Annotated in this window: 16 protein-coding genes; 13 read left to right on the plus strand and 3 right to left on the minus strand. The window is 56.9% G+C overall.

Translation table 11 applies throughout. The annotated features are described in order from the left end of the window. The first annotated feature begins 108 nt into the window (after positions 1-108). The 9 genes from ACI1P1_RS07530 to ACI1P1_RS07570 all read left to right on the plus strand — a co-directional run bounded on the left by ACI1P1_RS07530 (position 109) and on the right by ACI1P1_RS07570 (position 8826). The gene (locus tag ACI1P1_RS07530; RefSeq protein ID WP_416215752.1) at positions 109-837 is read left to right on the plus strand and encodes a hypothetical protein; all 729 of its coding nucleotides are present in this window, start codon (positions 109-111) and stop codon (positions 835-837) included. A gap of 40 nt (positions 838-877) precedes the next feature. After that, positions 878-1303, plus strand: coding sequence for a GntR family transcriptional regulator (locus ACI1P1_RS07535; protein ID WP_416215753.1), 426 nt, complete (start codon positions 878-880; stop codon positions 1301-1303). Further along, positions 1296-2261, plus strand: coding sequence for an ATP-binding cassette domain-containing protein (locus ACI1P1_RS07540; RefSeq protein ID WP_416215754.1), 966 nt, complete (start codon positions 1296-1298; stop codon positions 2259-2261). Before ACI1P1_RS07535 ends, ACI1P1_RS07540 begins: the two co-directional genes overlap by 8 nt. 19 nt (positions 2262-2280) lie before the next feature. Beyond that, positions 2281-3186 carry an ABC transporter ATP-binding protein gene (locus ACI1P1_RS07545; protein WP_416215755.1) on the plus strand — a complete coding sequence of 302 codons (906 nt, stop codon included), beginning with the start codon at positions 2281-2283 and terminating at the stop codon, positions 3184-3186. Next, positions 3179-4471 (plus strand): ABC transporter permease, encoded by a 1293-nt coding sequence (locus ACI1P1_RS07550; RefSeq protein WP_416215756.1) that lies wholly within the window; start codon positions 3179-3181, stop codon positions 4469-4471. Before ACI1P1_RS07545 ends, ACI1P1_RS07550 begins: the two co-directional genes overlap by 8 nt. Positions 4472-4617: 146 nt before the next feature. After that, a complete protein-coding gene (locus tag ACI1P1_RS07555) occupies positions 4618-5193 on the plus strand; it encodes a uridine kinase family protein (protein ID WP_416215757.1) in 576 nt (191 codons plus the stop codon). A 145-nt stretch (positions 5194-5338) separates the two neighbouring features. Continuing rightward, positions 5339-6076, plus strand: coding sequence for an MBL fold metallo-hydrolase (locus ACI1P1_RS07560; RefSeq protein WP_416215758.1), 738 nt, complete (start codon positions 5339-5341; stop codon positions 6074-6076). Then, positions 6073-6669, plus strand: coding sequence for a TetR/AcrR family transcriptional regulator (locus tag ACI1P1_RS07565; RefSeq protein WP_416215759.1), 597 nt, complete (start codon positions 6073-6075; stop codon positions 6667-6669). The genes ACI1P1_RS07560 and ACI1P1_RS07565 overlap by 4 nt, the downstream gene beginning before the upstream one ends. A gap of 387 nt (positions 6670-7056) precedes the next feature. Further along, positions 7057-8826, plus strand: a complete 1770-nt coding sequence (locus ACI1P1_RS07570; protein ID WP_416215760.1) for a putative bifunctional diguanylate cyclase/phosphodiesterase — start codon at positions 7057-7059, stop codon at positions 8824-8826. A 91-nt stretch (positions 8827-8917) separates the two neighbouring features. Here ACI1P1_RS07570 and ACI1P1_RS07575 read toward each other — a convergent pair whose 3' ends face one another. Then, positions 8918-9820 carry an aldo/keto reductase gene (locus ACI1P1_RS07575; RefSeq protein WP_416215945.1) on the minus strand — a complete coding sequence of 301 codons (903 nt, stop codon included), beginning with the start codon at positions 9818-9820 and terminating at the stop codon, positions 8918-8920. Positions 9821-9912: 92 nt separating this feature from the next. Here ACI1P1_RS07575 and ACI1P1_RS07580 point away from each other — a divergent pair, with 92 nt between their 5' ends. Beyond that, entirely contained in the window at positions 9913-10638 is a 726-nt protein-coding gene (locus ACI1P1_RS07580) for an AAA family ATPase (RefSeq protein WP_416215946.1), read from the plus strand. A gap of 857 nt (positions 10639-11495) precedes the next feature. Here the strand turns inward: ACI1P1_RS07580 and ACI1P1_RS07585 are convergent. Next, on the minus strand, positions 11496-12164 hold the full coding sequence (locus tag ACI1P1_RS07585) for a YjgB family protein (RefSeq protein WP_416215761.1): 669 nt from the start codon (positions 12162-12164) through the stop codon (positions 11496-11498). A 77-nt stretch (positions 12165-12241) separates the two neighbouring features. Next, positions 12242-13969, minus strand: a complete 1728-nt coding sequence (locus tag ACI1P1_RS07590; RefSeq protein WP_416215762.1) for an ABC transporter substrate-binding protein — start codon at positions 13967-13969, stop codon at positions 12242-12244. A 128-nt stretch (positions 13970-14097) separates the two neighbouring features. Here ACI1P1_RS07590 and ACI1P1_RS07595 point away from each other — a divergent pair, with 128 nt between their 5' ends. The 3 genes from ACI1P1_RS07595 (at position 14098) to ACI1P1_RS07605 (ending at position 18366) form a co-directional block, all read left to right on the plus strand. Then, entirely contained in the window at positions 14098-15609 is a 1512-nt protein-coding gene (locus tag ACI1P1_RS07595; RefSeq protein WP_416215763.1) for a DUF4153 domain-containing protein, read from the plus strand. 89 nt (positions 15610-15698) lie between these two features. After that, positions 15699-15836, plus strand: a complete 138-nt coding sequence (locus tag ACI1P1_RS07600; protein WP_416215764.1) for a hypothetical protein — start codon at positions 15699-15701, stop codon at positions 15834-15836. A gap of 226 nt (positions 15837-16062) precedes the next feature. Then, a complete protein-coding gene (locus ACI1P1_RS07605) occupies positions 16063-18366 on the plus strand; it encodes an FAD-dependent oxidoreductase (protein ID WP_416215765.1) in 2304 nt (767 codons plus the stop codon). Positions 18367-18416 lie beyond the last annotated feature (50 nt).

Below are 18416 nucleotides of genomic sequence, written 5' to 3' on the forward strand. Positions count from 1 at the left end.
ACAGGAAGATTGGGGAAAGGGGCGGCGGCACAAAATAGGTTGCCAATCCCAGAACATCGTGTATACTGTGTATATAGATATATACAGAATAACACTGGAGGCGAGGATATGCCGAAAGGCTATGTCTACATGCTGGTGAAGCAAGAAACCCGGAAGCTGCTGCTGCCTGCTATTCTGACAGGGATTCTCTTCGCATTCCTGGGTGCGGTTACGGGGATTATGTACCTGGGGCAGAATGACCCGGATTTGATGGAAGGGGCAATACGGATCATACGGCACACCGCGGCGGATCTGGTGACCGTATCCATGACAAGCACCTTGGGCTTTGCTTTTACCAAGGAGTATCTCAGCCATTATTGGACCGATGCCTTCTCCCGGAAGCTGGCCTTCTACCGCAAGCTGCCGGTGACGGATAAGGAAATTGTGGCAGCGCGGTATCTGGTGTTTTTAATCACCCTTCTGCCCATGGCGCTGTGCTATTTTGCCGCTTTATATCTCCCGGTCAGATTGGAGCATTTGGCTACTGGGACCGAGTTTGTCCAGGCTGCCGTGTTGTGGTTGGGATTCTCATTGGCAGGCGGGGCGGGATTTATGTATATGGAGCTGGGGATGGCCGGCAAAACCTATATGCGGATGACTCTGTTGGTGATGGTGGTGCTTTTGCTGGTTATCGTGCTTCTGAATTTGAGCGGCATTCATCTTGTGGCCGGCAGCTTGGCCCTAGTGCGGAGCTACGGGTTATGGGCGTCTTTGGCCGGGGTGGCCGTTGGCGGAGCCATTGCCTGGGGAATGGCTCCGCTGATGGTTCGAAGGCTGGCTTCACGCGACCTCATATGATGAATACCCTTATGAAGCAGAGCTGGAAGGAGGAATGCCTATGCTGCTGCCGATACAATTATCCCCGGCCAGTCCTGAGCCCATGTACCACCAGATCGAGGTGCAGCTAAGGGGGCTGATACTGGGAGGCAAGCTGACAGAGGGAACACCGCTCCCCTCCATCCGGGAGCTGGCGTTGGACCTGTCCTGCAGCGTGATTACCATCAGAAGGGTATACCAGGACCTGGAGAACGAGGGTTTAATCCGGACCCGGCAGGGCACGGGCACCTTCGTGGCTCGAGTGGAGACGGAGGACCGGGAGCGCAATCGGCTGGAGACAGTGAGCCGGGCCTTCCGGGAGGCCGTCTCGACGGCTTCCCGTTATGATTGCAGCCCCGAGGAGATGCGCCGGCTGCTGGAGCAGGCTATTGCGGAGCGGAAGCTGGAGAGCAGACAGGACGGGAAAGGAGAGCATGCCCATGAGTGAGCAAACGGTGCTGGAAGTGAAGAATCTGGCCAAGTTATACGGGGAGTTTCAGCTGGGTCCTGTGAGCATGATGCTGGAGGAAGGCTACGTTTATGTGATTATGGGACGCAACGGCTCGGGTAAAACAACATTGTTCCGAATGCTGAATGCCATTGTGCAGCCGGAGAGGGGAATGCTGGAATGGTTCCCGGCAGCAGCCGCTCCAGTGACGGAAGCCCCCTCCGGGCAAAACAGCAGACCTGCCGCCCCGGAGAATCGAACACCTGCCTCCGCAGAGGTTGAGACTTTGCGGGAAAAGCGGCGGCGGATCGCCTATATGCCCGATGAGCTGGATATTCCCGATTTGGGCTGGAGCCTCCGGGACTGGCGTGATGCCGTCTTCCCGTTTTTTCCGGCGTGGGATGATGCCTGCTACCGGCGGCTGGTTGGCCGTTACGGTCTGGATGACCGGAAGGCGATGCGGAAGTCGTCCAAGGGCACCAAAAAGCTGGCTGCCTTTATTATCGCCCTGTCCCAGTCTCCCCGGGTCCTGGTGCTGGATGAGCCGTCGGCGGGTCTGGATCCTTTTTCCTGGAAAATGATGCTGGAAGACTTGTCCGCCTTTATGTCCGCCGGAGACAAAACCATCCTCATGGCCACCCATATCATAGAGGAAATACGGAGGCTGGGGGACTATCTTCTCTTTTTGGAAAATGGGAAGGTGCACGGCCCCTTTGAGAAGGATGCGCTGTCCGAAAGCTGGCGGACGCTGTGGGTCAGTGAACTGCCGGCCAGTGCGGAGGCCCTTCCCGGTGCCGCTGCCGTGGAGAAGGGAACACCCCACCGGCTGGTCACCCGGTCGCCGGGGGCAACCCGGGAGGCGTTGGAGAAGCTGGGGATTGCTGTGACGGATGAACGTCCGTTGGAATGGGATGAACTTTTTTGGCATGTGGTACGTAATAAAGGCAAGGATATGTAATAGAGAGGAGAATGAAGCCATGAGTGTGCTGGATGTCTCGAATGTAAGCAAGCAGTACGGCGACAAAACAGCGGTGGACAGCATCAGTCTCCAGGTGGAGCGCGGGGAAATCTACGGACTCCTGGGCGCCAACGGTGCCGGCAAAACCACCACCATGCGGATGGTGCTGGGACTGATTTATCCCGATGCCGGGTCCATCCGTTATAACGGGAAGCCCTACACCAATGACATTACCCGGATGCTGGGGTACTTGCCGGAGGAACGGGGACTGTACCCCAAGATCAAGGTCAGCGAGCAGCTGGTTTATCTGGCCCAATTGAAGGGGATGGAGAAGAAGAAGGCGGATGCCAATCTCAAGCGCTGGCTGGAACGCTTCGGTGTGCCGGAGTATTACGACAAGCGGGTGGAGGAGCTGTCCAAGGGCAACCAGCAGAAGATCCAGTTTATTGCAGCGGTAATTCATGAGCCGCAGCTGATTATTCTGGACGAAGCCTTCAGCGGCTTGGACCCGGTGAATGTGGAGATCTTGAAGGGTACGGTGAAGGAGCTGCGGGACAGCGGCGTCAGCATCCTGTTCTCCACCCACCGGATGGAGCATGTGGAGGAGCTGTGCCGCAACATTACCATTTTGCACAAGTCCAAAACAGTCATGAAGGGGAATCTCCGGGACATCAAGAACCGCTTCCCCAAGGAAAGAGTGCTGCTCTCTACCACAGGGGAGGTGGACGGTCTGGCGTCTATTCCCGGCGTGACGGCCGCCCTCCGCCACGAGAACGGCTACGAGCTGCGGGTGAGCCGCCCGGAAGCGGCGCGGGAGATTATTACTCTGGCGCTAAGCCAGACGGATGTGCACCACTTTGAGGTCAAGGAACCGACGCTGAATGAAATTTTCATCAAAACAGTAGGAGGCGATGGACATGAATAACGGCTTTCTTACGGTGATGGGGTTTACCGTCCGCAATAAATTCCGTTCCAAGTCCTTTATTGTCACCTCCGTGATTTTGGCGCTGCTGGTGATTGTCGGCTCCAACCTGCCCTATATCATCTCCAAGTTCCAATCGGGCGAAGCTTCGGAAATTGGTATGGTGGCGGGGGATGTAGCCGCGCGGCTGGACCAGTTTTACGGATCCCAGGAGAAGGCGGAGGTTATTGTGCGTCAATTCCCGGACCAGGGCTCCGCTGCCGCTAATGAAGCGGCGATGAAGGAGCGGATTTCCTCAGGCGAAATCAAGGGTTATCTGGAGCTGGGAGAAATGGACACGGCTTCGGGTTTCCCCAAGGTGGCCTACAAGTCGAAGGCAACCATGGATTTCGGCTTTACCAACAAGCTGCAATCCGGCCTGCAATATGTAAAGAATGAGGATGCGGCCAAAGGCCTGCCTCCCGCAACCCTGCAAAAGCTGATGGCCCCGGTGGTTATCGACAATGTGCAAATATCCACTACAGACGGAGGCGCCGGCTCTGTGGGCAAAAACGGCAAATCCGCCGAAGAGGTGGTGATTGCCACAGGTATGGTTTATATTCTGGTGATTGTGCTGTTTATGGGCGTGATGATTACCGGCCAGCTCATCGCAACCGAAATTACCGCGGAGAAAAGCTCCCGTGTCATGGAGGTGCTGATCACCAGTGTGTCACCGCTTAAGCAGATGTTCGGCAAGATCGTCGGTATGCTGATTGTGGGCTTAAGTCAAATCCTGCTGATCGCGGGTGTGGCGGTGATTAATCTGACGCTGCCGCATAATATCGATACGCTGAAGGATCTGAATATCGATCTGGGGGCGATCGATCCGCTCTTGATCGTGTTTGCAGTCATCTTCTATCTGCTGGGGTATTTCCTCTACTCCACGCTGTACGCGGCGGTGGGCTCCATTGTCAGCCGGACGGAGGATTTGGGGCAGGCGGTAATGCCCTTGACGCTGTTTTCCCTGGCGGGCTTCTACCTGGCCATCTTCGGGCTGACTACGCCCAACGCCACCTATGTGGTGATATCGTCCTTTATCCCCTTCTTCTCGCCGTTCCTGATGTTCATGCGGATCGGCCTGACGGACCCGGCCTGGTGGGAGGTGGCCCTGTCACTGGCCATCCTCTGCGGCACCATCTTCGGCCTGGGCTGGCTGTCCGCCAAGATCTACCGCACCGGAGTACTGATGTACGGCAAACGCCCCACCATGAAGGAGCTGCGCAAGGCCATGAAGGCGTACAAGGTGTAAGGAATTGGTTAGTTGGAAGAGCCGGGGGCTGGATGCCTCCGGTTCTTTTTTTGGATGGTATAAAGGAATTCTTTTATTTAATAATTTTTTGTGCTTTCATAAAAGAGAAACGCTGAGGAAGGCGTGAATAAAGGGGAGATGAAACCATGACAAAAGCATATGTAATTGGAATTGCAGGTGGCAGTGCCAGTGGGAAATCTACTTTCTCGGACTCCTTGGAAAAGGAGCTTCAAACTTTAAGGATTCAAACCTTTCATATGGATAAATATTTTAAGCCTAAAGAAAACCGCCCTGTAACCGAGGCGCCCATAACCGGAAAGATATATATGGATGACAATCATCCGGAGACGGTTGATCTGGCAAAGCTGAAGGAGGATTTTTTTGCGGTACTGGAGGAGCAATACGATGTAATTATTATTGAGGGACTGCTCACCCTGTGGGATAAGGATATTTATCAAGCCTGTGATTTGAAGCTGTTTGTCGATTGCAAGGCTGATGAAAGAATTGTCAGGCGAATCCGCCGCAATATGACATGGGGACTCACCTATGATCAAATAACAGATGTCTATTTGGACATGGTCCGCTATCGCCATGACGAATATGTAGAGCCTACAAAATGGCGGGCGGATCTGATCTTGAACGGATCTCTTCCGATCAGACAAGCTCTTGACATCATTGCCTGCTATATTAAAACAGCCCATTCTACTGGAAAAGATGGATGAGGACAAATTGGCAAAATAACGAATCCTCTGTCCACAGTGGACGGGCAGAGGAAAGATCATTTGCAAAAACTAATGATATTAGTTAAAATGTTAATATAATTATTTATTCGGTTAATGTGAGTAATCAATAGGAGGAGGAACCCCGATGAAAAGCACAACGGTTCAAACCGTCACCCAACTGGCTTTTTTGCCGCGGCTTTTCCCGATTAACTGCTACCTGGTGGAGGAGCAGGATGGACTGACCCTGATTGACTCCGGTATGGCCTTTTGCCAAAAGGGGATTCTAAGCGCTGCCTCCCGTTTGGGAAAACCCATCCGCAGAATTGTGCTCACCCACGGCCACCAGGATCACGTGGGGGCTTTGGATGGTCTGAAGGCTGCTCTGCCTGACGCGAAGGTATATATTTCCGCCAGAGATTCCCGGCTGCTGGCAGGGGATGTCTCCCTGATGTCCCATGAGCCGAATCTACCCATCCGGGGAAGTGTGCCTAAAGGGATCAAAACAAAGCCCGACATTCTCCTCCAAGACGGGGACATGGTCGGCTCCCTCCAGGCAGTGGCGGCCCCCGGGCATACTCCCGGCTCTATGGCTTTTCTGGATACGCGCAACCGGATTCTTATTGCGGGGGATGCTTTTCAGGTGCGGGGAGGTGCGGCCGTTTCGGGGAAGCTGAAGCCCTTATTCCCCTTTCCGGCCATGGCCACCTGGAGCAAACAAGAGGCCTTGGCCAGCGCCCGCAAGCTGCGGAGCCTGGAGCCTTCGCTGCTGGCCGTGGGACATGGGCGGATGCTGCAGCAGCCGATTCCCCTCCTGGACCGGATCATCGCAGAGGCGGAAGCGGACACCGGATTCCTTCCCCAGACAGGGGGCAAGCGGCTGTGACCTCCAAAACCAGATTAAATTCCGACCTGATTATCCGCGCAGCGGTCCGCATTGCGGATGAGGAGGGAGTGGAGGCGCTGACTCTGGCCACTCTGGCCCAGCGGCTGGACATCCGCTCCCCCTCCCTGTATAACCACATCGCCGGACTTCCCGAGCTCCGCAGGCTGCTGTCTCTCCATGGTCTGGAGGAGCTGCGGTCCGAGCTGCTTCATGCCGCCGTTGGCCGGGCGGGAGAGGGCGCTATCCGGGCTATGGCCTACGCCTACCTCGGTTTTGCCAGAGCTCATCCCGGGCTGTATGAGCTCACGCTGCTCTCCTCCAAACAGGAGGATGCGGAGTGGGCGAAGGTGGCCAACGGGATTGCGGAGCTGGTGGTCCGGGCATTGGAGTCCTACCGGCTGGACCCGGCCGCCGCTATTCATACCGCCCGTGCTCTGCGGAGCCTGCTGCATGGTTTTGCTTCTTTGGAGCGGCATGGCGGGTTCGGGCTTCCGTTTGACCTTAACGAGAGCTTTGCCGAAATGGTGGGTTTGTTTCTGGCGGGTCTGCAGGCGCAATCTGCCGGTCCGGAAAACGGGCGGAAATCCGATTGACAGCTCTGACACTGTATGTTATCGTGTGGGAATACTTGAGGCATTCCGTGAAAAAAACGGGATGTCTCGTTGTATTTTTAAGAAAATTTTACATTTAATGTATGAACCACCCGCAACTATAACATGTAATGAGGTGCTTTTGGTGAAGCTCACCCTGGAAACCTTTTTTAAGCTGGTTTCAATCGGATCAACTGCTGCCATCGCAGTTATTTTTCTATACCTGCTGCTGATCCGTTAAGCATGGAAACCGCCCCCGACACATAAGATGTATTCTCCCCTTATTCCTCTATTTTTCCAAAAAAATGCATAACAAATAGAGGAAATTGAAAATTTTTGTAGAATATTGGGGAGAATGCGAGAAATGTACGTCAAATGTGGAGGGAGTCCATGCTGCGGATTCAAAGAAATGATAATCAGCCCAACATGAAGAACAAAAAAAAGGGCGGCGAGCTGCCCTTGGCTCCCTTGTCCAAACAAGCCTTCAGCCCCTGGAAGGGCGCAGGCAGGATTGCGCTGGTCTACCTGGTTTTGGGCTCTCTGTGGATTCTGTTCACCGACCGTGCGGTATCCGCCCTGGCACTGGATGAACAGTGGATCACCAAAATCAACATGATCAAGGGCTGGTTCTTTGTATTTACTACAGCCGTGCTGATCTTTAGCCTGATCTTCCGGATGCTGGCGGAAATTAAGCGCAAAGAGACGTTTCTGGAGCTGGCCTACAAGGATGCGGTGGGCAGCCATGAGCGGCTGGAGTCCGCCTATGAGGAAATCATCGCCACCGAGGATGAGCTTCGGATGCAATACAGCCAGCTCATCGAGAACCAGCGGAGGCTGGCGGAGAGCGAGGAGATGCTGCAGCATCTGGCTTACCATGATCCGTTGACGGGGCTGCCCAACCGGCTGGCGCTGTTCGAGCTGGCGGGCAAGGAGCTGCTGGAGACGGGTGAAACCCGGGCTGCACTGTTGTTCGTGGATATAGATAATTTCAAATATGTCAATGATACCATGGGCCACGCCTTCGGCGACCGCCTGATTCAACATGCGGGACAGCGCCTGGAGGAGATTATCGGGGAGAGGGGCGGCATCTACCGCTTCGGCGGCGATGAATTTATCGTGCTGCTTGCTATGTCCCGGGAAGAGGCGGATGAGGCTGCCGCAGAAATTTTGTCCGCTTTTAAGGAAACGGTGGATGTGGACGGAAGTCTGCTGCGGATCAGCATGAGCATCGGGATGAGCTTGTATCCGGAGCATGGCAAGGATATCGAGGAGCTGCTGAAGTATGCGGATATCGCCATGTTTCAGGCCAAAAGCGCAGGCAAGGGCAGTTATGTCGTATTCGAGTCCTGGCTGACCGACTCCTTCTCGGAGCGGATGCGGATCGAAAACCGGCTTTACGCGGCCATGGAGAACAACGAATTTCATCTGGTATACCAGCCTCAAGTGGATCCGGCGGGGAAACGGGTGACGGGCCTGGAGGCGCTGGTGCGCTGGAACAGCCCCGAGCTGGGGCAGGTTTCCCCGGTGCGGTTTATTAAGGTGGCCGAGGATACTCATTTTATAATCCCGCTGGGAGCGTGGATTCTGGAGGAGGCCTGCCGCTACTTGAAGTCCCTCCACGACAAGGGCTTCCCGGAGCTGACCATGTCCGTGAACATCTCCATGCCCCAGCTTCTGCAGACGGATTTTTATGAGCTGGTGCTGGAGACGCTTGCCTCCTCGGGACTGTCTCCCAAGGATCTGGAGCTGGAGCTGACGGAGACGGTTCTGTTGAAGTCGTACGATCATGTTCTGCCTAAGCTGGCCGCGCTGCGCGGCATCCAGGTGAAGATTGCGCTGGATGACTTTGGAACGGGTTATTCCTCCCTGAGCTACTTGACCAATCTGCCGATTACCACGCTGAAAATTGATAAGTCCTTCATCGATCTTCTGTCCACAGATGATCCCCAGGGTTCGCTGGTGGAGGAGATTATCCGCATCGGACGCCGGATGAATCTGACCGTGGTGGCGGAGGGTGTGGAAACCCGGGATCAGTTGGACCGGCTGACGGAGCAGGGCTGCGACCGGATTCAGGGCTATTATTTCAGCCGTCCGCTGCCGCCGGAGGAGCTGGAGGTATTCCTGGCGGGCTGGAGTAGTACACCTGGAGCTAACGGGTAAAATAATTCAAAAAAAAGCCGGCTTTGCAGATGCAGCCGGGAGAATTGTCTCCCGCTGCTCTGCAAAGCCGGCCTTGTAGCTGTTACGGCAATTAGGGCAGTTTGTTGCCTGCCGCCCGGTAAATCTCGTACCATTCGGGGCGGGTGAGTGTAATGTCGGATGCCCGGCAGATATCGGTGAGCCGAGCCTTGCTGGTGGTGCCGACAATCGGCTGCATCCGGGCCGGGTGGCGAAGCAGCCAGGCGATGGCGATGGCCGTATTGGGCACACCTTTGGCTTCGACGAGCTCATCGATCTTGGCATTCAGCTCCGGGAACTTGGGGTTGTCCAGAAACACCCCTTCGAAGAAGCCGTACTGGAACGGAGACCAAGGCTGGATGGTGATATCCTTCAGCCGGCAGTAGTCCAGGATGCTGCCGTCCCGGTCAATGGACCGGTCGATCTTCATGTTGACGTTGATTCCGGCGTCGATCATCCCTGTATTGGTAATGGACAGCTGAAGCTGGTTGGCAATAAGGGGCTGCTTGACGTATTTGGCCAGAAGCTCGATCTGCATGGGGTTCTGGTTGCTGACGCCGAAGTGGCGTACCTTGCCGCTTTTGTGCAGCTGGTCAAAGGCCTCGGCCACCTCCTCCGGCTCCACCAGCGTGTCCGGGCGGTGCAGGAGCAGCACATCGATATAATCGGTGCGCAGGCGCTTCAGGCTGCCTTCCACGGAAGCGAGAATATGCTCCTTGGAGAAATCGAAAAATCCCGGACGGATGCCGCACTTGGTTTGCAGCAGCAGCTTGTCCCGGCCAATGCCCTCCCCGGCAACCGCCTCCGCGAACAATTCCTCGGACTGGCCCTTTGCATAAATATCCGCATGATCAAAAAAATTGATTCCCTCCGCCAGCGCCGTCTGAATCAGCGCCCCCGCTTCCGCTACATCCAGTTCCGTGATCCGCATACACCCCAGGGAAATTTCCGAGGCGTGAAGCGCGCCGTTTGCCATGCCAATCGTTTTCAAAACAAGCACCCCCTCTGGTAAAATGGATTCATGTCTAAGCATACCAAAAGAGGAGGGTGAATGTGAAACAACACGCTATGCCGCAATTCGATCTGTTCATCCGCAGTGCGGTGCTGAAGCGGGAGCAGGTGGATCAGTGGGGGAGCTATCCCTTTTGTCTGCCGGTGGTCCGAACGCTGGACAAGCTGGATTTCCGCAGCCGTGTTACCTTCCTGGTCGGGGAAAACGGTACGGGCAAATCCACTCTCCTGGAGGCCATCGCCGTCAACTACGGCTTCAATCCGGAGGGAGGCTCCAAAAATTTTAATTTTTCCACGTTTGAAACCCACTCGCCGCTGGGCGATTTTCTTACCCTGTGGAAAGGACCTTACCGGGCGGAGGATGGTTTTTTCCTGCGGGCGGAAAGCTTCTACAATGTGGCATCCGAGGTGGACCGGCTGGCCTTGTGGGAGAGCTATGGCGGTTCCCTCCACCGCCAGTCCCACGGGGAAAGCTTCATGTCGCTTCTGCTGCACCGCTTCAGGGGCAAGGGCATCTACCTGCTGGACGAGCCCGAGGCAGCCCTGTCGCCTATGCGCCAGCTGGCCATGATGGCCCGGATGCGGGACCTGGTGGAGGACGGTTCCCAGTTTATTATCGCCACCCACTCGCCGATCCTGCTGGGTTACCCAGGGGCGGATATTCTGGTGCTGGGGGAGGACGGGCCTGTTCTAACGCCTTATGAGGAGACGGAGCATTACACCCTGACTCGAGCCTTCCTCCAGCATCCACAGCGGATTCTGGACGAGCTGTTCCGGGAGTAGGAGTGGGCGATGTTAACCAGCTCACACAGACCAACCATGTCCACTCAGTAAACGGGCAGAGAGCGGGCGGAGTGGTACTGGGGAGTACGTGGTGACGGGAGAAAGGTGCGGGGACCGCGAGTGTAGCATGGTGATGGGAAGCGGCGTATTGGAAAACGAGCAATAAGGAGCAGAATGCAAAATGGAGGTAAGTGGAAACTGGGCAGCAGCGGTTGGTGCCGGACTGGAGCTGAGGCTAACGGCAGCAGGAGCCCTTATTTCCCCGGATTTGCCTCCGAAAAAAATCTAACGGCGGTGACAGACGCTATTTGACCCTTTTGGCCTGCTGATGGCCCAAAAATGAGGAAATAGCGTCCGTGGCCGCCGTTAGATTTTGGGAAGGACAATTTTGGGCCCAATAGCGGCGCTCACCGCCGTTAGAATCAGGACAGCGCTGGTAGCGGGGCAGGTTGGGTGGCTGAAGCAGCAGACTGGTGGAGCATTCCGGGGATACGCCGGACCGCTAACAGAACTCAGAGGCGCTTAGCGGCTGAAAAGGGACCAATTTGATTTTTAACGGAACCCTGCGCCTCTTAGCGCACATTATGCACCCAATTTGCCCTAGCTGCCCCGGCTAAGCATCTCTTAGTTCCGTTAGAGCGCCAAGGCAGCCGATTTCGGCCTCTAAGCGCCTCCTGGTTCCGTTAGCGGATAACCGGCTCAGCCGGTTCCCCCCTAGCCGGCCAACCGGCCACTCTGGCCACACTCCGCCAGCCGGCCAACCGACCACTCTGGCCACACCTCCGCCAACCGGCCAGCCGGCCTCTCTGTCTAACCCTAGCTTAACCGACCAATCTGGTATCCCTCGGCTCCGGCTGTCAGCCCGCCATATTATTCTTTGAGTCCTGGGGCGAAAACACCGAGATGTGGCTCACCTTGCCGGTAGCCGCCGGAATAATGAACTTCAGCTCGAAGTCCTTCCCGGCGGGGTAGACATAAATGGTGTCGTCGCCGTTTTTGCGGATGTCCTCCGATTTGCCAAGGGCTGCTTCAATGTCGGCCAGCTTCAGTTCTTGCAGGTTAGGGGCACTGGAGCGCACATCGAAAATCTTGCTGCCTTTATTGAAGCCGAATACGGTATTTTTCTTGCTGTAGGTGGAGTAGATGCCCTGACCGGCAGAATCCTTATTGTCCGGCTCGCCCCAAGCCTTCTCCACATCTTCGATCAGGCTGGTATGCGCGGCGAATTCCACCCCCGGCGCCTTGCCTTGTTTGGCTAGCTCCAGAACCTCGTGGAGGAGCTGTTTTTTATCCGTCGCAGGGGAGGCGGTCGGCGCAGCTGTAGCCGGTTTCGATGAGGCCGCGGCAGAAGCGCCCGGCGAAGCGGCAACCGGCGGCGATGCTGCCGGGACAGAGGCTGCCGGAGCAGTAGCGCCGGACGGAGCCGTAGACGGAGCGGCCGTGCTGCCGTCATTGCAGCCGGCCAATACAGCAAGGGCTGCGGACAGGGCAATCGCGGCGATAGCAGAATATTGAAGCTTCATCATGATGCCTCCTTGTGTGTACATGGTGTGGACAACAGGATTAAAAGAACCTCTCCATATCTTTACCCCATTTCTTCAACCTATGGACATGGGGCCTCCGGCGGGAACCAGATTTGCCGCAGATCAATCCAGCCCTGGCTGTTGAAGGACAGCCCGCGGACAGAGGGCAGATAGGCGGTTTCCAAGGGTTTCTCATAGAGAATCCCCAGCAGCCGTTCCTCGTCCAGAAGCTCCTCCAGCTGCCGGAAAAACCCGGCACGCTCCTTCACATCTGCCTTATGCCGCACCCCGGAAAGCAGGCTCTGGACCCTGCTTTTGATGGAAGGCTCCATATGCTCACTCACCGTATGGTAGAGGTCGAACAGCCGCAGTTCCTCGTCCTGGTCCCGGATTAGCGAAAAGATAATCAGGTCGGCCTGCAGCCGGGCCGACCCCTTGAACGCCTCCGGCTCCAGAAGCAGCAGCCGGCTGGGAATGCCCCGCCCGAGAAGCCGGGCGGCAACAAGCTCACCATCCTCCCGGTACTGGGGGATGGTGGCAATTAACAGCGGCCTGTCCGCCAAAAGCGGCAGAGCCGTGTCCTTCACCTCTCCGATGTCCCCGGTATCACCCGCCCCATCAAACTCCCCGCCACGGATCCCCTGCATAACCGCTGTTCTTAACGCCGGCTGCTGAAGCGGCCCGCCCGACCCGGTATTGCAGGTGACGAACTTGCGGATGGACGCATGGGAATGCATCCGGCTCCAGCCCGTTTCCGCTTCTGCTCCCGGGTTGTGGATCAGGTGGAAGGGAGAGCCCTCCACCTCCGGTCCGGCAGGATCGCCGCCGGTCCAAGGGACATGGATAATCTCCGCCCGGTCCAGCTGGGCCCTGCCCAAATGGTAGGCGGGAAAAGCCTCCAGAATGCAGTGGCGGCCGTTCAGCTCCGCTACCCGGAACGGCCCCGTACCCACAGGCTTCAGTCCGAAGGCCTCCTCATCCGTCCCATGCAGCTCCTCCGGCAGGATGGAAGCCCGGCTGGTGCACAGAAACGGCAGGAAGAGCTCATTGGGCTCCGCCAGCTCCATCATCACCGCCAAGGGACCCAAGGCTTCGATCCTGCGCAGGGTTTTGACAATAGAGCTGTACAGAAGCGGCCGTCCGCTGCCGGACAGGCGCCGGAGGGAATACACCACATCCCGGGAGGTCAGGGGCTGCCCGTTGTGGAACTGGATCCCCTTGCGCAGATAAAAAACCCAGCGGGTGCGGCTGCCGTCTGTTTCCCAGGCATGGGCGGCAAGGGGCTCAATCTCCCCGCTCCTCCCGTTCCGGCGGACCAGACCGTCGAAAACATGGCTCGCCACAAAGGACTCTGCCGTAAGATTCATATACAGCGGGTCAACGGTATGCAGCTTTTGCCGGAGGGGGAGACGCAGGGTATCAACCTGGCTGTCTGGCCCGCTTTCCCGGTGATGACCGAAAAAACCCAACAACCGGCTTTGAAGCGCCTGCTCCAGCTGGGGGGTCTGCACATATGCACGGATCTGCCTCACCGCCTGCTCCAGCTCCCGGCCGCTTAATGCCGCTGTCACCGCCTCAACGGCGATTTGCTCTGCGGCGACCGCAAATTCCAGACCGGAGCGGCTGCCCCGTCCCCGTTTGGGAGACCAGACGATCCACCCCAGCCGCACCATGGCCGTAACCACATTCAGGGCGTGACGGTGGGTGCAGTCCAGCACCCGGGCGATTTCGTCCAGAGTGGTTTCCGTTTTGGCGCCGGAGCCGCCGTAATGGGCATGGAGCCTCAAGAATTGGGGATGCAGCTTCATGGATCCAACCCTCCCGGACTTTATAGTCCTTGTTCCTAAAATACGAAATAAACCGTGCCCAGCTTTCTATTTATTTTCTTATTTTATCAGGTAAGATGGGAGATAGAAAGAATTAGGAGGTTATTTCCATGAAGGCTGCGGCCAGCCGGCTTTACGGCAAACCGCTTGCGCTGCTGCTGGTGGCGGTGCTGGTGGGAGCGGTGCATCAGTGGCTGTTTTTTGAGCATGAGCCCGGAGTTTCGTTTCCGTTGTTTGTGCTGCTGTTTTATCTGTTTATGTATGCGGGGGCAAAGGACAAGCTTCGCCCTGTAACCGGATTCGCTTGTTATCTGGGGGTTGTGGTGGGGCTGCTGGCGTTGTCCTTCCTGTTTATTGATTCGGATCTGTTCAGGGGGCTGAATGCGTTGGCTGTTCCCGGGCTGGCGCTGGTCCACATGGCGTACTGCCTGGACTGGAGACGTCCGGATTGGGGCCGGGCCGGCCTGATTTTGATTGCCCTCGATCATGTCATCACCCAGAACCTGCGGCATTGGAAAACCGCGATGGAGCTTCTTTTTGCTTCTGTGGCCGGAAGGATGGAGGCGAAACGCCGGGAAACGCTGAAGGCGGTGCTGCTTGGGCTGGCTATTGCTATCCCGCTGTTGGCGGTAGTGGTATCCCTGCTGGCATCTGCCGACGGTATTTTCCATCAGGTGCTGGGCGGCATTCCCGGCTGGTTCGCCGGATTATCCCTGACTGAAGGCGGCATTAGGCTGCTGTGGACGGTTCTGTTGGGGCTGGGCCTATTCGGATATGTATACGGCTTCCTCAAGCCTGACCGGGGGGATGAAGAGGAAACGGAGACGGCTGTCCGGGATGAACGGGAGACCCGTGACGGGCTTCTTATGGACTTTAGAATAAGCCCTGTTACAACGGCAACGGTGCTGGCTATGATCAATGTGGTGTATGTGCTGTTCGTGGCCCTTCAGTTCAGCTATTTGTTCGGGGCATGGGAGGGTGTGCTGCCGGAAGGGGTCACCTATGCGGATTATGCCCGCAAGGGCTTCGGCGAGCTGGTGGCGGTTACGGCGCTGAATTATATTCTCCTGCTGGCCAGTTTGACTGCCGCAGATGGTCCCGCCAAAGGGGCTGCCCGCTTCAACCGGTGGATGCTTTATCTTCTGGTAGGCTGTTCCTGTGTCATGCTGTATTCGGCATACAGCAGGCTTGCCCTGTACGAGGAGGCTTACGGCTACACGGTGCTGCGTTTTCTGGTCCATGCTTTTATGATTTTCCTGGCGCTCCTGCTGGTGCTGGCCGCCATCCGGGTAAGACTGCCCCGTTTTCCACTCATGCGCTGTTATATTGTGCTGGGACTGGGCGCTTATGTACTGTTGAATTACATCGGGATGGAATCGATAATCACAAGGCTGAATATAGAGCGTTACGAGCAAAGCGGGAAGCTGGACACGGACTATCTGATGGGCTTGTCCAGCGATGCCCTGCCCAGACTGTCGAAGCTGGACAGTACGGCTGCTCCGGATTTCGAGGAACGCCTGCGCCGTAAGCTGGAGCTGATCCGCCAGAAAAAGGACTGGCAATCTTTTAATCTGGCGGACTACCGGGCGGAGCAGGCATTGAACAAACGCTTCGCGGACTGATCTTGTAGTGACCTCCGGCCGGGACACTGCGGCACATAGGACGACTTCCCTCTTTCATAAAGTAGTAAAAAGACAAGGGAGGCGTTGGTATGAGCGGCTTGCGCCAGCTGGATTGGCAATTGGTGTCGTTCGTGGCGGTAAGCGTATGCATAGAGCTGCTGGGCGGCTTGCGTTATCCCCGCATCTATTACTGCGGCCCCAGACGGGATACGGGGGACAAAATGTAACGGACGGAGTGGCTGCTGACGTTACATGTCTGCAAGCGATGAGGCTGATTTGAGGGTCATCTCCGAAGTAAGGCTTGCCGGAAAACGGCAGGCCTTTTTTTATGGGGATCGGAATAATGAAATAAAGGATATGGTCCGAATAAAGAATGTGTATGTTAAAAGGGTAACTCCTGATTTACAATGAAATGGAGGATAAATACTATACTTGTTACGGGGTGATCCTGCAATGAGGGAAGAAGTGGTCCGCTCAGATATTACGGTGGTCGGCGGCGGTTTGGCGGGAGTATGTGCAGCCGTGGCGGCAGCCAGACTGGGACAGACAGTGGCGCTTATTAACAACCGTCCGGTGTTGGGCGGCAATTCCAGCAGCGAGGTAAGAGTGTGGGTATGCGGAGCCACGGCTCACGGTACCAACCGTTATGCCCGGGAAACAGGGATTATGGGAGAGCTGTTTACGGAGAATCAGTACCGTAATCCGGAGGGGAATCCGTATTTTTGGGATTTGACCATTCTGGAAACGGTGCGGGCGGAGCCGAACATCAGTCTCTTTTTGAATACGGATGTGCATGAGGTGGAGGCGGACGGAGATGCGGACAACCGGGTGATCCGTTCCGTCACCGGCTGGATGATGGGGTCCGAGCGGCGGATCCGTTTTGAAAGCAGCATGTTTCTCGATTGCTCCGGAGACGGTCTGGTGGGGTTCCTGGCGGGAGCCAAATACCGGATCGGCCGGGAGGCGTTCAGCGAATACGGCGAGGATTGGGCGCCGGAGGTTTCCGACAGCATCACGCTGGGAAGCACCCTCCTGTTCTATACCAAGGACACGGGCAAGCCGGTGAAGTATGTACCGCCAACCTTCGCCAAGGACATTACCCAAACCAATATCCCCCTGCGCCGGGTTATCCGGAGCGGCGACAACGGCTGCGCCTATTGGTGGATCGAATGGGGCGGCGAGCTGGATATTGTGGACCAGAATGAGCGTATCCGCGATGAGCTGTGGTCGGTGATTTACGGGATTTGGGATTATATCAAAAATTCCGGCCAATTCGACGCGGACAACATGACTCTGGAGTGGATAGGCTCTGTGCCGGGCAAACGCGAGTACCGCCGCTTCGTCGGAGATTATGTAATGAAGCAGCAGGATATTATCGCCCAGGAGCCTTTTCATGACCGGATCGGCTTCGGCGGCTGGTCCATTGATCTCCACCCGCCCCAAGGGGTGTATTCCGAGGAGAGCGGCTCCAAGCATCTCCATGCGGACGGGGTGTATCATATTCCGTATCGCTCCTTGTACTCTGCGAATGTATCCAATCTGCTGTTCGCCGGACGGAATGTCAGTGCATCCCACGTGGCCTTCGGCACCCTCCGGGTGATGGCGACCTGCGCCATTATGGGTGAAGCGGCAGGCACCGGTGCAGCGCTGGCCTCCTTCATGGGCATCACCCCCCGTGAGGTTGGGGAGCGGCATCTGGCTGATTTGCAGCGGACCATGCTCCGGCAGGATGCCTCCATTATCGGTTTGGCGCTGGACGATCCGGAGGATCTGGCCCGGTCGGCCGAGGTCCGCGCCTCTTCCACATTGGCGTACCCTGTTTTGGAAAAGCCCGGTGCTGAAGCGCACCCGCTGACCCATGATACGGGGCTTTTGTTCCCGGTTGGCTCTTGTGGCCTTGGCAAGCTGGAGCTTCTGGCAGATGTGAAGGCGGATACTGTGCTTCGTGTGGAGCTGTGGGATACAGGGAAACCCGAGAACTACGTACCGGCCGGTTTGGTTGGCGAGGTTTCCGTTGAAGCTGCTGCAGGAGAGGGACAATGGCTGGCGCTGCCGCTTTCGTGGAAGCCGGAACACCTGCAAAATGCCTTTGTGGTTATCCGGGCCAACGATGCGGTTTCCCTGCGGCATGCAGACGGGACGTTGACCGGTGTGCTCACCTTCCTCAAAGGTGACAAACCCCGGGTTTCCTCCGCCATGGAGGACCATCAGCCCGACCAGCCGGTGGTCCAATGGAGCATGCGGCAGCTGGTGCGCAAGGCATTCTGCTTCCGGGCTCTGCCCATGGGGACTGCTGAGGGCGTTGGGGCCGGTGAGGCGGCAGCGGCTGTTTCACCCTATGCGCCAGCCTCCGTTACCGACGGTTATCTGCGTCCGTATGGCGGCCCCCATTCCTGGGTATCCGCCCCGCTGGCGGAGGAGGGAGAGGCGTGGCTGGAGCTGGTATGGCCGGAGCCGGTGCGTTTTAACGAAATTCAGGTGATTTTTAATGATGATGTAAATGAGGACCTGATTAACCTGCATCACCACTTCACCCCTTTCCCGGTTATTCCGGAGCTGGCCCGGGCGTACCGCCTGGAGGTTCCCGCCCCCGAAGGGGACGGGTGGGTGGTCCTGGCGGAGGAAGCCGGCAACCGCAAGCGCAACCGGGTGCACCGGCTGGCGGCTGAGGCCAAAACCAGCCGGCTGCGTCTCACCGTCGCCGGCACCAACGGCGGCGAGTACGCCGAGGTGGTACACATCGGCGTTAGGGTGTAGGGCGCGCAGCGGCGGGGTTGGCCCCCGCTGCGGAGAGGGGATTCGAATAG

Source organism: Paenibacillus mesotrionivorans (assembly GCF_046098205.1).
GTDB lineage: Bacteria > Bacillota > Bacilli > Paenibacillales > NBRC-103111 > Paenibacillus_AR > Paenibacillus_AR mesotrionivorans.

What these genes read in the sequence shown, in the direction of transcription:
- ACI1P1_RS07585 (WP_416215761.1), bottom strand. Translation starts at nt 12,164, where the DNA reads ATGATGAAGCTTCAATATTCTGCTATCGCCGCGATTGCCCTGTCCGCA.
- ACI1P1_RS07600 (WP_416215764.1), top strand. Translation starts at nt 15,699, where the DNA reads ATGAGCGGCTTGCGCCAGCTGGATTGGCAATTGGTGTCGTTCGTGGCG.
- ACI1P1_RS07560 (WP_416215758.1), top strand. Translation starts at nt 5,339, where the DNA reads ATGAAAAGCACAACGGTTCAAACCGTCACCCAACTGGCTTTTTTGCCG.
- ACI1P1_RS07570 (WP_416215760.1), top strand. Translation starts at nt 7,057, where the DNA reads ATGCTGCGGATTCAAAGAAATGATAATCAGCCCAACATGAAGAACAAA.
- ACI1P1_RS07580 (WP_416215946.1), top strand. Translation starts at nt 9,913, where the DNA reads ATGCCGCAATTCGATCTGTTCATCCGCAGTGCGGTGCTGAAGCGGGAG.
- ACI1P1_RS07575 (WP_416215945.1), bottom strand. Translation starts at nt 9,820, where the DNA reads ATGGCAAACGGCGCGCTTCACGCCTCGGAAATTTCCCTGGGGTGTATG.
- ACI1P1_RS07530 (WP_416215752.1), top strand. Translation starts at nt 109, where the DNA reads ATGCCGAAAGGCTATGTCTACATGCTGGTGAAGCAAGAAACCCGGAAG.
- ACI1P1_RS07605 (WP_416215765.1), top strand. Translation starts at nt 16,063, where the DNA reads ATGAGGGAAGAAGTGGTCCGCTCAGATATTACGGTGGTCGGCGGCGGT.
- ACI1P1_RS07595 (WP_416215763.1), top strand. Translation starts at nt 14,098, where the DNA reads ATGAAGGCTGCGGCCAGCCGGCTTTACGGCAAACCGCTTGCGCTGCTG.
- ACI1P1_RS07550 (WP_416215756.1), top strand. Translation starts at nt 3,179, where the DNA reads ATGAATAACGGCTTTCTTACGGTGATGGGGTTTACCGTCCGCAATAAA.
- ACI1P1_RS07545 (WP_416215755.1), top strand. Translation starts at nt 2,281, where the DNA reads ATGAGTGTGCTGGATGTCTCGAATGTAAGCAAGCAGTACGGCGACAAA.
- ACI1P1_RS07555 (WP_416215757.1), top strand. Translation starts at nt 4,618, where the DNA reads ATGACAAAAGCATATGTAATTGGAATTGCAGGTGGCAGTGCCAGTGGG.
- ACI1P1_RS07540 (WP_416215754.1), top strand. Translation starts at nt 1,296, where the DNA reads ATGAGTGAGCAAACGGTGCTGGAAGTGAAGAATCTGGCCAAGTTATAC.
- ACI1P1_RS07590 (WP_416215762.1), bottom strand. Translation starts at nt 13,969, where the DNA reads ATGAAGCTGCATCCCCAATTCTTGAGGCTCCATGCCCATTACGGCGGC.
- ACI1P1_RS07535 (WP_416215753.1), top strand. Translation starts at nt 878, where the DNA reads ATGCTGCTGCCGATACAATTATCCCCGGCCAGTCCTGAGCCCATGTAC.